This window comes from Melioribacter sp. Ez-97 (assembly GCF_051488665.1).
In the GTDB taxonomy this organism is placed as follows: Bacteria; Bacteroidota; Ignavibacteria; order Ignavibacteriales; family Melioribacteraceae; genus Melioribacter.
The window spans coordinates 213036-227536 of sequence record NZ_JBPSEG010000002.1 but is presented as its reverse complement, the minus strand read 5'-3'; the positions used below and the strand labels follow the sequence as shown (position 1 = coordinate 227536).

The 14501-nt window shown below is 42.5% G+C and carries 6 protein-coding genes; all 6 read left to right on the top strand.

The window, feature by feature from the left end; all coding sequences use genetic code 11:
- Positions 1-9: 9 nt before the first annotated feature.
- The 6 genes from ACSSWA_RS03310 (at position 10) to ACSSWA_RS03285 (ending at position 14426) form a co-directional block, all read left to right on the top strand.
- Positions 10-1734, top strand: a complete 1725-nt coding sequence (locus tag ACSSWA_RS03310; protein WP_437355159.1) for a T9SS type A sorting domain-containing protein — start codon at positions 10-12, stop codon at positions 1732-1734.
- Positions 1735-1996: 262 nt separating this feature from the next.
- Positions 1997-5050 (top strand): T9SS type A sorting domain-containing protein, encoded by a 3054-nt coding sequence (locus ACSSWA_RS03305; protein WP_437355158.1) that lies wholly within the window; start codon positions 1997-1999, stop codon positions 5048-5050.
- A 57-nt stretch (positions 5051-5107) separates the two neighbouring features.
- Entirely contained in the window at positions 5108-7219 is a 2112-nt protein-coding gene (locus tag ACSSWA_RS03300) for a TIM-barrel domain-containing protein (RefSeq protein ID WP_437355157.1), read from the top strand.
- 60 nt (positions 7220-7279) lie between these two features.
- The gene (locus ACSSWA_RS03295) at positions 7280-8920 is read left to right on the top strand and encodes a right-handed parallel beta-helix repeat-containing protein (RefSeq protein WP_437355156.1); all 1641 of its coding nucleotides are present in this window, start codon (positions 7280-7282) and stop codon (positions 8918-8920) included.
- A 33-nt stretch (positions 8921-8953) separates the two neighbouring features.
- Positions 8954-11818: a glycosyl hydrolase gene (locus ACSSWA_RS03290; RefSeq protein WP_437355155.1), complete on the top strand. Its 2865-nt coding sequence runs from the start codon at positions 8954-8956 to the stop codon at positions 11816-11818.
- Between the two features lie 217 nt (positions 11819-12035).
- On the top strand, positions 12036-14426 hold the full coding sequence (locus tag ACSSWA_RS03285) for a glycosyl hydrolase 115 family protein (protein WP_437355154.1): 2391 nt from the start codon (positions 12036-12038) through the stop codon (positions 14424-14426).
- Positions 14427-14501 lie beyond the last annotated feature (75 nt).

Below are 14501 nucleotides of genomic sequence, written 5' to 3'. Positions count from 1 at the left end.
GAGGAATCTATGAAAAGGTTAGTCTTACCTTTTATGGTCTTTTTTGTATTTGTTTCGTATCTGTCTGCTCAAACGGTACTGGACCCGAATCAGTTCGTAAATGTTCAAATTGCGGCAGATACTCTTGCTGACGGATCTCACGATCCTGCTAAAACAGTCTATTTAGCGGAGAGCGGTCAAATCTATGCTTTCGACGGCACACTGGATGTCGATTTCGACCTCGTCATTTTAGGACCTGATAATACCTGGATCAAAAATCAAACGGCTCCGCCTGTCTTCCTGCAAATTCCCGCAGCAGACGGTTCAGCCAGGGATATGATCCATATTAAAGCTGGAGGAAGCGTTACTATTAAAAATGTAATTGTTGACGGAAATCTTCCCAACGGTGAACTTGTAGGAGCTTTCATTGTCAATCAGGGCGGACATAAGATAATTTATGACAATTGCGCTTTTGGCGAAATCCAATGGTTTACTTTGAGAAATCAGGCTTATGCCGATACTATCAGCGTTACAAACTGTCTTTTTATCAATATGGTTCGTAAAGCCAGTTCGCCGTTCAACGGTATGGTGCTTCGTATAGATGCCGGAGTTGAAAACTTTATTTATGAAAACAACACATCTGTCAATACAGGCAGATTGTTTGGAAACGGCGGCAATTTCTTCACATCCAAGGAAATTGAAGTTCATAACACTTACCTAAATATGCAGGTGAACGGACACGAATTACATTGGTACGAAGCTTTGCAGGCAAACAATATCTATTATAATTGGAGCTACAGAGGACGCACATTGAGAACAAACCATTATGAAGCTCCTTTTACAACGTGGGATCATCATTATGAAATTGCTGAAAAACTCGATTCCATTTCGCTCTATCAGGGTATGAACGCTTTCTATCTCGATCCGGCTTTCCCCGAATTCTGGGATAGCGTAATTAATCCTAATTTTGAAAATGATTCCGATAAAGTTATCATGTGTTACTTGTGGCCTAAAGGCGTAGATACTACCATAACTGAAGACGATAACTTTACAGTAGGAAAAAATTATTGGCAGTTTGATCCTATGTTCGTAAATAACACCAGCAATCTCGAAGGCATGTTAGCCTGGGACAAATACTATTGGTTGAAAGAAGATACCTGGCCTGACTGGAGAGTGGAATTGGTTGTAGATTATGACGCCGACGGACAACCTATGCTGAATTGGCCTCCGAAATTCGACTTGAGTTATCAAAACGATACTTTGCTTACCGGCGGCACTGACGGACTTCCGCTTGGAGACTTGAACTGGTTCCCGGATAAAAAAGCCACATACCTTGCAAACCGCGATCAATATCTTGCAGCTTTGAGAGACTCGATGACTAACGCTAAATATGTTTATATTCCCGGCGACAGTCTTTCCGCTTTCATTACGAAGGATAATCTTGTCTCGGTTGAACAGTACGATAATAATGTCCCCAACGATTATTATCTTGGCAATAACTATCCTAATCCATTCAATCCCACTACTACAATTCGTTTCGGTCTTCCGGAACAATCCGTCGTTACCATGACCGTTTACAATGTTTTAGGTCAAAAAGTATTCGAAATGACCGAGAAAGCGCTTTCGGCCGGAAACCATTCACTCCATTTCAACGCTTCCAATCTTAGCAGCGGTATTTATATCTATACTATTACCGCCAAAGGCGTTAACGGCAAAAACTTTGTTGCCTCCAATAAAATGATGCTTCTGAAATAATGTAGCTCGTTTTCTTTTACTTATTGGATTAGTGGTCAATCTAATTTCGGATTGACCACTAATTATATTAAAAGCGCTTGAATACTTATAAACTCTATTGAGAAAAATCTTTCAACATCATAGCCGTGAATCTTCTAAATATTAACTATTACTACTTATTTTGGAAAAGCTAATCTTCTTGAGCTTTCCAGTATCAATACTCAACTAATTCTGTAAGCAAATCGGATGTATCAATTTGTAAAAAGTTAGCGGGAGAATGTAAATGAAATTTTTAATGAGGGTCATCTTATATGTAAATATTGTTCTGACAGGCGCGTCGATTAACATTATCGGACAATCTTTTCATCACGAAAATCTGGATAGGGGAGTCGTAGCCATTCCGGCTGAAAACGGGGGGATTTATATCGGGTGGCGTTTGTTAGCAGACGACCCGGACACCATAAAGTTTAATATCTACAGGGGGAATACAAAAATAAACGATGAACCGGTCGAATCGTCTACGAATTTTATCGATGCTGCAGGCACGTTAAACGATAAATATAAAATCGTGCCTGTAATAGGCGGAGTCGAATTAGAAGCATCGGAAGAAATATCGCCGTGGGAAAACATTTATAAAACAATTCCGCTGCAACGTCCTCCGGGAGGAAGAACACCCGACGGCGTTGATTTTACTTACAGTCCCAACGATGCAAGTGTTGCAGACCTTGACGGCGACGGTCAATATGAAATAGTGTTAAAATGGGACCCGTCAAATTCGAAAGATAATTCTCAAAGCGGCTATACTGGAAATGTTTATCTCGACGGTATTGAATTGGACGGAACTCTTCTCTGGCGTATTGATCTGGGGAGGAATATACGCGCCGGGGCGCATTATACGCAATTTATGGTTTACGATTTGGACGGCGACGGACGAGCTGAACTTGCTTGTAAAACCGCCGACGGTGCTATTGACGGAGAAGGCAACCTAATTGGCGATCCGAACGCAGATTACAGGAACTCAAACGGTTATATATTATCGGGACCGGAGTACTTTACGATTTTTGACGGTATGACAGGCAGAGCGCTGGCGACAACCGATTATCTTCCGCCGAGAGGCAACGTTAGTTTATGGGGCGATTCGTACGGAAACAGAGTCGATCGTTTCTTGGCTTGCATTGCTTATCTCGACGGCGAGCGTCCGAGCGTTGTAATGTGCCGAGGCTATTATACTCGCACGGTACTGGCAGCCTGGGATTGGCGTGACGGGCAATTGTCCTCCCGCTGGATTTTCGATACTAACAACGGATATCCTTCATATGCCGGGCAGGGCAATCATAATTTAAGCGTGGCAGATCTGGACGGCGACGGCAAAGACGAAATTGTTTACGGAGCTATGGCTGTTGACGACGACGGCACCGGCTTGTGGAATTCAGGGCTGGGGCACGGCGACGCTTTACACGTTTCCGATATCGATCCGAATCGACCCGGATTGGAAGTCTGGGGCATTCACGAATATGCGCAAGTCGGTTCGGCTTTGCTCGACGGTAAAACCGGGGAAATAATTTGGGGCACTGGTCCCGGCGATGTCGGCAGAGGCGTTTCTGCGAATCTGGACGATTCGTATGACGGAATGGAATGCTGGGGCGGTACCGACGGTTTAAGAAGCGCCTCAAATCTTCGGGTTGGTCCCAATCCCCCTTCTTCCAACTTTGTTATCTGGTGGGACGGAGACCTCGAACGCGAACTTCTCGATAATAACAATATACGTAAATACAACGGCAGTAATAATCCGGTTTTGCTGCTGGCAAACGGATGTTCTTCGAATAACGGCTCAAAAGCTACTCCTTCTTTGCAAGCCGATTTATTCGGGGATTGGCGCGAGGAAGTTATCTGGCGTACGAACGACAATAACTCGTTAAGAATTTATACGACAAATATTAAAACCGATTACAGACTTGTCACTTTAATGCACGACAGGCAATACCGCCTGGCAATTGCCTGGCAGAACGTCGGTTATAATCAACCTCCTCACACGAGCTATTTTATCGGTAAGAGTATGCTGATTCCCGACAGCTTAAAACCGCCTTCCAAACCGATGAATTTAAAAGGAGTATCATTAGGAGATTCTGTGCTGTTAGAATGGGATTTGAACGCGGAAGCAGATCTTGCAGGTTATATCCTTTACAAAGGTAAAGCTCCGAATAATTTTACAGACTCGCTCGACTTGGGAAATGTAACTTCTTATCTCGACACTAACGTTACTTACGATACGACCTATTATTATGCTTTGAGAGCGTACGATACGGACGGAAACAAATCCGATTTGTCGGATATTATTGCCGTAACGCCCACATTAAGGCCGGACGCTCCCGCCGGGGTATCATATCGTTACGATAATAATTCTTGTTTGCTGCTCTGGGAGTATGACGATTTTGATTTAATCTCCCATGTTAATATTTACAGGTCGGAATCGAGCGATATGTCCGAACCTGTCAAGTTCGAGGCGGATAAAAATTCATCTTCGTATACGGATAAAAATTTAATCAAAGGTAAAACGTATTATTACACTTTAACTGTTACCGATACGAATAACGCCGAGTCTTTTCATACGGATATAATACAAATTACCCCGGCTGATTCGTTTGTATTTCAATCCGAGGACGCCAATTTAATCGGTACCGTATTTGTCGAAAATAACCATCTGGGATATCACGGAACAGCATTTACAAATTTTGACGCCGGCAACAGCTCTGTAGAATTTACCAATATGCCCGGTTTCGGCGGCGGACCCCGCGCGCTTTTATTCCGGTATGCATTGGGAAATACCGACAGGACCGGAAGTTTAACAGTTAACGGTCAGGCGATGAATCTTACCATGAAAGGTACGGGCGATTGGACTAATTATGTGTTGGATAGCGTCGAAGTAAATTTGAATTCTGGTTATGACAATACAATTCGTTTCTCTGCCACCGGTTCCGACTTTGGAAACCTTGATGAAATAATTATTAAATCGACTCCTCTGACGTCCGTCGAAACGGCATCGGAATTACCGACGGAATATTTGCTCTACCAGAATTATCCGAATCCTTTTAATCCGTCTACAATTATCAGCTATTCTATTCCGGCAATGAGTAAGTCGGGCGAGTCGAGAATTCACGTTCTGCTGAGAGTTTATGACGCTCTGGGACGCCAGGTTGCTACTCTTGTAAATGAACAGAAAGAGCCCGGAAATTACGTGATTGAATTCAATGCGGATAATTTGCCCAGCGGCGTCTACTTTTATCGGCTGTCGGCAGGCAATTTTATTTCGACGAAAAAGATGATTCTGCTGAGATAAATTTATAATTTCTTTTTAACTGAAAAATTAATTGAGGCATAAATTAAAGGCGCTAGTATGAATATCAACATAAGATTAAATCCGCTGCTTTATTCATTTGCATTACTCCTGTTTATCGGTTTAACTGCTTGCAGCAATCCTGGCAGGTTGACCATTCTGAATAACGAAGAATCTTTCACGTCGTTTGAAATCGAAAACAGCTATGGTCATAATATATTGATTACCGCAGCGGACACATTGGGCGCCGTCGGCTTCATAAGGGACGGTAAGGTTAATTGGCTTAAGGGAATTCCCGAAATCAAAAAGTCTTCCGAAAATAAATTTGAGTATGTATGGAAGACCGGCTCCGATACTGTGATATTGGTTACAAAAGTATCGGAAAAAGAAATACAGTTTGATTTCAGTTTGACAGATAAAAACAATAAAGCATCTGCCTGGGTTATTAACACAAAAGCCGAACCCGGCGAATACTTTACCGGCATTTTTGAAAGAGTAGTAGACGGACCTCAGGAAAAATCGTGGGCTAAAGGCATTAAAGAAAGCATGGATTTGCGCGGACAAAGAATAGACGTGAAATTGAAACCGACGGTTTCGGCTTACGCTCCGTTTTATATTTCTTCCGGCAATTATGCCCTATTTGTAAAAGGAACATGGCCGGGTGTTATCGATTTTTGCAAAGAATATGAAGATATGGTTCAAATATCGTTCGAAGGTCCTCAATTTTCTTTTTCGTTGATGATGGATGAATCTCCGGCGGAGCTTGTCAAACGCCACGCACTTGAAACCGGTCCGTCGTTTGTGCCTCCCAAATGGGCGTTCGGGCCCTGGCGCTGGCGGGATGAGCATTTTAACAACGATAAATATTACGACGGCACAAAAGTAAATTCTCCTTATAATTCTCAGATAACGGAAGAAATTTTATTAATGGCTGCTTATGATATTCCATGCACCGCTTATTGGATCGACAGACCATGGGGACCCGGCGTGAGAGGCTTTGACGATTACGAAATCGACTACCATAGACTGCCTAATTTCGAGAAAATGGTTAAATGGCTCGACTCGAAAAATATTAAAACAATGTTATGGATAGGTCCGTTTGTTATGGGAAAAATGGCGGATACAGCCGCCGCCAGAGGTTATGAACTGGAAAGTAATATATGGAGAAATGCAAGACAAGCATTAATCGATTTTACAAATGAAGAAGCGTGTAAATGGTGGGGCGAAAACGGTCCGGCTAAATTGGCTAAAATTGGCGTTAAAGGATTTAAACTCGACAGAGCCGACGGCGAAAAGCTCCTGGATTCATTAAATCTCTTTACGTCAATCGGCACAAGTTACAGAGAAAATTATAACGATTATCCGCGACAATATGTTAAAGCAACATTCGATGCGGTTCAACCTATTTTGGGAGACGATTTTATACTGTTTCCCCGGGCTCAATATACCGGCAGCGCCCGTTACGGCGGAATGTGGGCGGGCGATACGGGTAATCCTCCCGAAGGACTCAGGTCGGTAATAATCGGCGCCCAAAGATGCGCAGTAATGGGCTATCCGATTTGGACATCAGACGCAGGAGGATATCCGAAAAATATCAATCGGGAAACTACCAAACGTTGGCTCGGATTTGCATGTTTTTCTCCTCTTATGGAAGTGGGACCGACAAACAACCGCGTTTTTTGGGATATGAATTACGAACCGTCATTCGACCACGAACTGCTGGCTGTCTGGAGGTTCTATACAAAATTGAGAATGTTTCTTGTAGATTATATTTATGACCACGCTAAAATAGCAAATGAAACCGGTATGCCCGTTATAAGACCTCTGTTCCTCGAATATCCCGAACAGAAGGAAAGCTGGGAGGATTGGACCACGTACAAATTCGGCGGCGACATCCTGGTATCTATAGTTTGGGAAGAAGGCAAAACAAAAAAGAAAATTTATTTGCCCGAAGGCGAAGTATGGATCGATCAATGGGATAAAAAAGAGTACAAAGGAGGTCAATACATTGAAGTCGAAGCTCCCGATTATAAAACGCCTTTTTTCATACGCAAAGGCGCGAAGCTGCAGCTGCCGGATTTAAATGAGTTGTATAAAGAATCCGTCGAAAGAACTAAAATTAAATTTGACCTTACGGAACTTGAATCAAAAGAAAATTGGCAATTAAAATAACATTATTCTTCGGTTACCATTTATTCGGAGAAAGATATAATCAGCTAATAAGAGGTTGCTGTGTATAGAAAATTAATATTCGTTTTGTTTGTCATAATAAGTACAACGATTAACATTAGCGCTCAGATTTATGTAGCTCCTGACGGCAGTGATTCAAATCCCGGCACTATCGACCGGCCGCTCGAATCCCTCCGGAAAGCGCAGGAATTAGTCAAAGCCGGGGATACTGTTTATATACGCGGCGGTCTTTACAAAGTAAGAGAGGATCAGATTTCGAGAGTTGTGTCGAATCTTTTTGCATGCGTTACGTATCTGGATAAAAGCGGAACCGAAGGAAAGACAATCAAATATTGGGCTTACCCGGGCGAAACCCCTGTGTTCGATTTTTCCGATGTAAAACCGGCGAATCAAAGAGTCGTGGGTATCTACGTCGTCGGAAATTATATCCACATCAAAGGAATAGAAATGACGGGCATCCAGGTTACAATAACATCTCATACGGAATCGTATTGCATTTACAGCAGGGGCAGTAATAATATATTCGAACAAATAAGCATGCACGATAATGTGGGAACGGGATTGAGGCATTATAAAGGAGGAAATAATTTATTTCTCAATTGCGATTCCTACAGGAATTGGGATAACGTATCGGAGGACGGGCTTGGCGGTAATACGGACGGTTTCGGATGCCATCCCGACGCAAGCGGAACGGGTAATGTGTTTAAAGGTTGTCGTGCGTGGTTCAACAGCGACGACGGTTTCGACATAATTCGCGCCGACGCGTCTGTGGTCTTCGACAGCTGCTGGGCTTTTTATAACGGATATTCAACTTCGTTTCAAAGCCTCGGTGACGGCAACGGTTTTAAAGCCGGCGGCTTTGCACACGACACCGCGGACAGAATTCCCAATCCGGTTCCGATGCATACAATTCAGTTTTGCATAGCGGCAAAAAATAAGGCGAATGGATTTTATGCCAATCATCATCTGTCTGGGAATTACTGGTATAATAATTCCGCTTATCAGAACACTACTAATTTTAATATGCTGAATCGACCGAGCCGCGAGGACGCTGATAATATTGACGGCGACGGATACGACCATGTTTTGAAAAATAATTTGAGCTATCAGAAAGGATTCGGCAATAAACACATTGCCTATATCGATACCGCCAGGAATATACTTGTAACCAACTCATGGCAGTTAAACTTATCTCTCGAGGATGCCGATTTTAAGAGCGTCGATATAGATTTATTAGCGTCTCCGCGAAAGGAAGACGGCAGTTTGCCCGATATTGATTTTATGAGTCCTGCTCAAGGCAGTAAAGTAGTCGACGCAGGAACGGATATCGGATTCCCGTTTCTCGGTAACGCTCCCGACCTTGGCGCGATCGAATCGGGCTTTATTACTTCCGTCAACCTAAATGAAATTAATTCGCCCCGCAATTTTAATTTATATCAGAATTATCCAAATCCTTTTAATCCTGTAACCAATATATTATATGAATTAAGCGAGCCTGCGGTTGTTAATCTCGCCGTATTTAATTCATCGGGTCAGAAGATAGCTACGCTCGTTAGCGGATTCCAGGAAAGGGGCAGCTATAAATTAACCTTCGACGGGGAAGGACTGGCAAGCGGAGTGTATTTTTATAAATTGAAAATAAACGATAATTCAGTCGTAAAACAGATGACTTTATTGAAATAGTAATCATTATCTTTTCATAAAAACAGATTTGATATGGCAAAGATAAAGATTATTTCTCGGTTCGGATATCTTTTCATTTTGTTAACGGTCGCAATTACATTTTTGTCCTGCAATGTAATAAATAACGGGCAGGAGAATTTATGGCCTGAAGTAAATAACATTACAAAGCCGTGGACGAGATGGTGGTGGCACGGCAGCGCCGTTACAAAAGACGATCTGAAATCAAATATGGAAGAATTGAGTAAAGCAGGCTTCGGTGGCGTTGAAGTTACTGCTATCTACGGCGTCAAAGGTTATGAAGACAAAGATATTAAGTTTTTGACTCCGCGCTGGATGGATATGCTTGAGCATACTTTGAATATAGGCAAGGAATTGGGACTCGGTGTCGACGTGGCAAACGCTTCAGGCTGGCCTTTCGGCGGTCCGTGGATTTCTGACGAGGACGCTTGTAAAAATGTTCGTTATAAAGTTTATAAATTGAATTCGGGCGAGAAGTTAAAAGAAAAGATCGAGTTTGTTCAGGAACCGCTTGTAAGAGCCGTGAGGCGTAAAGTTGATATATCGGAGATAAAATATCCTATAAGCGCCAATCCAAATCTTCAAGAACTTGCGCTCGATCAGGTGCGGTTCAAAAGAAGTCTTCCTTTAGTCGCTCTGATGGCTTATAACGATAAAGGCGAAAAGGTCAATCTAACGGATAAAGTAGAGATAGACGGCAAATTGAACTGGACTGCGCCCGAAGGGCAATGGAAACTTTATGCTGTTTTTCAGGGATGGCACGGTAAAATGGTCGAAAGAGCCGGCAGAGGAGGGGAAGGCAACGTAATAGACCATTTTTCTGAAAAAGCAATCAAACATTTTTTAGCGCAATTTGATAACAATGCAAAAGGGAATAAACTCGACGGTATAAGAGCGTTTTTTAACGATTCTTACGAAGTGGACGACGCAATAGGCGAGGCGGATTGGACTCCGCTTATGTTCGAAGAATTCAAAAGATTGAGAGGGTACGATCTTAGGAATTATTTGCCCGCGCTGTTCGGCGAAGATACCGAAGAGATGAACTCGCGAGTAATCTCTGATTACAGGGAAACAATTTCCGATTTGTTGCTGGAACGCTTTACAAAAGTATGGAAAAATTGGTCGCGTAATTATAATGCAGTCGTACGCAATCAGGCGCATGGCTCGCCTGCAAACGTGCTCGACCTTTATGCCGCAAGCGATATTCCGGAAACCGAAGGCGATTCCCCGTTGCGAATTAAATTGGCATCGTCGGCGGGGCATGTTGCGGGTAAAAAATTGGTATCCGCCGAAGCGGCGACATGGCTTAACGAACATTTCCTTTCAACATTATCCGACGCAAAGAAAAATTTCGATCGTTATTTAGCAAACGGCGTTAATCATCTTGTCTATCACGGAACTCCGTATTCTCCGTTTTCGGAAGGATGGCCCGGGCGACTTTTCTATGCTTCCGTTCATTTTGCTCCGACAAATACCTGGTGGAAAGACCTGAGTGCGGTCAACGAGTACGTATCCGTTTGTCAGTCATTCTTGCAATCCTCCAAACCTGATAACGAAATTTTACTCTACTATCCGGTGTATGATATCTGGGCTAAAAGAGACGGAACGCTTTTGAAACATCTTGGAACTCATCGGGACGAACTGACGAAAGACCTGGAACGACTAAGCGAATATTTTTTAAATGAGGGTTACCAATTCGATTTCGTCTCCGACAGGCTATTACATAATCTGACGGTTGAAAATAATAAAATTGTCGCAGGCAATAGTGTAAGTTACAAAGTAATTGTCGTGCCGGGGACCGATTACATGCCGTTGAATACGTTAAAAAAACTAATTGAATTGGCGGAAGAAGGAGCGACGGTTATATTCAGCAATAACCTGCCCAAAGACGTTCCGGGGCTGCAAAACCTAAATGAAAACAGGGAAGTTTTCAAAAAGCAATTGAGCGAAGTTAACTTGCAGCCGGAAGAAGGATACGGAATTTCCAAATTAGGCAAAGGAAAATTTATTGTAGCCGACAGCTTATCAAAAGTTCTGGGTGTTATTAATGTATATCCCGAAAATTTAGCCGACGAAGGTTTATGGTTTAACAGGGTAATGCGGGAAGACGGACTCTGCTATTTTATAAGTAATTGGAGCGAAAAGGATGTCGACGGCTGGATTAGAATTCGCAAAGGAGGAAACAGCGCAATTTTGTTCGATCCGATGAATAGGAAATACGGGAAAGCAAAAATCAAAATTATCGATGATAATTATGCCGGCGTTTATCTCGATATTAAAAAAGGCGAAACTCTCATTTTGCAATGGTATCCTGGAGATCAAAATACGGAAGAATATAAGTTTTATAAATCCGCGGGGGATACGCTTACGTTGAACGGGGAATGGCAAATCAAGTTTATTAATGGAGGCCCTGTATTACCCGATTCATTCAAGACGAACAATTTGAAATCGTGGACCGAATATTCCGATGATTTGAAATGGTTCTCCGGTACGGCGAGCTATTCAATCGCTTTTGCCAATCCGGGGTTCGGTTCGGACGCAATTATGATCGAGCTGGGCAAAGTATGCAGCTCTGCCGAAGTTTATCTCAACGGCGAAAAGATTACAACTCTAATTGGACCCGAATTCCATGTTATAATTGACAAAAATAAATTGAAGGATGAAAATATCCTCGAAGTTCGCGTAACAAATCTGATGGCTAACAGGATTATATACATGGATAAGAACGGAATCAATTACAAAAAATTTTATAATATAAACTTTGCCGCCAGAGAAAGAAAAAATCTGGATGAAAACGGATTGTTCACGGCAAAAAATTGGGAACCCCTCGAGTCCGGTTTAATCGGCCCGGTGAGGTTAATAGGCGTAAGCGTAAAATAGATTTTACAAATTTATGTTGATACTGCCGGTTCATATTTCGAATTACTGATCTTTTAAGCGGTATAGACAACTGTTTAAGATTATCATCTTTTGTACTCTTCAAAAATTCTTCACACGGCAAAGCATCTCAATTATAGTTGAGCATCAAAAAAACAATTATATGCATTAAATGAAAAAGCCGAGTCTGACTTCCGTATTAATTCTCTTAACCGTAATTATGATTTCAAGCTTAGGCAGGGCGGATGCAGTTATAAAAAAGAACGGCAAGAAAGAATTCCATATTGTCAGGGATAATTTTGTTGCTCCTGTAATTGTTGACAGTAACGACGCCGAAGTGGTCGGTATATCCGCACGGGCGCTGGCAAAAGATATAAGCTTGCTTACGGACGTCGCACCTGAAATCCATAATGATCTAAACATTAATTTGCCTTCTGCGATTATTGTTGGCACAATAGGCAAATCTAAATTTATTGATCGGATGATACGGGAAGGGAAACTTTCTGTCGATACGATAAAAGGCAAATGGGAAAGTTTTAAAATAGAAATAATAGACAATCCTCTGCCTGGCATTACCGGCGCGCTCGTAATATGCGGCAGCGATCCGCGGGGTACGGCTTACGGAATATTCGAATTGTCAAAACTTCTTGGCGTTTCGCCCTGGGTCTTCTGGGCTGACCTTCTACCCGAAAAACGAAAGGAGCTTTCGATTGAGATTGATAATATTGTAATGGGACCGCCTTCGGTAAAATATCGAAGCATTTTTCTGAACGACGAAGACTGGGGTCTGCAGCCGTGGGCTGCTGACAATATAGATACGGATATCAAAGATATAGGACCCAAAACATACGCTTTGATATTTGAACTGATGCTGAGACTCAAAGCAAATTTCATATGGCCTGCCATGCACCCTTGCACTAAAGCGTTTTTCTATTACAAATCGAATCCGCAAACCGCTAAAAAATATAGTATTGTAGTCGGCTCGAGTCACGCCGAACCGATGCTCAGAAATAACGTGGACGAATGGAAAAATAATTTTGTGACGGAGTACGGAAAACAACCCGGAGAATGGCGTTACGACACTAACTCGGATGAAATTAAAAAATATTGGGAAGACAGGATTGAGGAAGTAGCGGCTCTGAATCTTGAAGCAGTCTTTACAATTGGGATGCGCGGAATTCACGACAGCGGCATGCCCGGTCCCGACAATACGAAAGACAAAGTTGAGCTTTTGAACAAAGTAATCGCAGACCAAAGGCGGCTTCTTTCCGAACATTTCAAGAAAGCGCCCTCCGAAATTCCTCAAATATTTTGTCCTTATAAAGAAGTGCTTAATCTTTATTACGCCGGAGTTCAAGTCCCGGACGACGTAACAATCGTATGGGCTGACGACAATCACGGTTATATTCGTAAACTCCCTACGCTTGAGGAACAAAAACGAAGCGGGGGTAGCGGAGTCTATTATCATTTATCGTACTGGGGAGCTCCGGAAGATTATTTATGGTTGTGCTCCACTTCGCCTGCGCTTATTTCATTTGAAATGAGTAAAGCTTATGAAAACGGGGCCGACCGCTTATGGGTTTTTAATGTCGGCGATATTAAACCTGCGGAAATGGAAATCGAATTTGCAATGAATCTGGCTTGGGATATAAAATCATGGCAGCCTGCGGATGCGGAAAAATTCCCGGAGAAATGGGCTGCTATAAATTTCGGAAATAAATATGCCGGCGCCATTGCTAGAATTAAAAACGGGTATTATCGCCTGGCGGCTTCCGGTAAACCCGAACATATTGATAAACTCAATTTTACGGAAGAAGAAATGCGCGAGAGAATAACGGCATATAAAGAGATAGTGAATGAAACGCTAAAGCTGAATGACCGGTTGCCGGAGAGACTACGGGACGCGTATTTCCAATTGATTGTTTATCCCGTACTCGGAGCCGCATATATGAACGAAAAACATTTCTATGCTCGATTGGGTAATTTTAATAAGTCGAAAATGGCATACGAGAAAATTAAGGAGTTAACGGATATCTATAACAAAAAAATTTCCGGCGGTAAATGGAACGGAATAATGTCAATGAATCCGCGCAATCGACCAGTGTTTGGCATGCCGGATTCAAATTTATATAATGATAAAATTATGTCGTCGGCAAAAAAACAAAAACCGATTATTGCAATTTCCGTCAAAGATTTAAAATATGATTCAACAAGATTGTGCCTCCTACCGGGATTGGGAGCAGACGGTGTGAGTCTGTCGTGGAAAAACTTTAACGGGCGGCTCTACAACGAAGTAGGCGCTTTACAGGCTCCGGACGCTTCTATTAGATTGAATCTTCCCAAAGGCAGACGTACCGTTGAATTGATTTGCCTGCCTACACATTCAATTAATGAAACGCGCGGACTTCGTACCGCAGTATCGATAAACGGTCGCCTTGTCGATATTGTCGATGTAAATACGCCCTCTAAAAGCGATGAATGGAGCAAGAATGTGCTGCGGGGTTTTTCCAGTGCGAAAACCGAATTCACTCTTAATGAAGACAGCTCGATCGATTTGCAGCTGTCTCTCCTCGATCCCGGCTTAGCAATCAGCAAAATTATTATTTACTGAATTTGTGAAGTCATTATTCTTTCTGGTTGATCACTTTTGAATGAAACGGCAAGTATCATCTATACATTTATAAAT

Coding starts and splice junctions, on each gene's coding strand:
- ACSSWA_RS03310 (WP_437355159.1), top strand. CDS start 10: ATGAAAAGGTTAGTCTTACCTTTTATGGTCTTTTTTGTATTTGTTTCG.
- ACSSWA_RS03305 (WP_437355158.1), top strand. CDS start 1,997: ATGAAATTTTTAATGAGGGTCATCTTATATGTAAATATTGTTCTGACA.
- ACSSWA_RS03300 (WP_437355157.1), top strand. CDS start 5,108: ATGAATATCAACATAAGATTAAATCCGCTGCTTTATTCATTTGCATTA.
- ACSSWA_RS03290 (WP_437355155.1), top strand. CDS start 8,954: ATGGCAAAGATAAAGATTATTTCTCGGTTCGGATATCTTTTCATTTTG.
- ACSSWA_RS03285 (WP_437355154.1), top strand. CDS start 12,036: ATGATTTCAAGCTTAGGCAGGGCGGATGCAGTTATAAAAAAGAACGGC.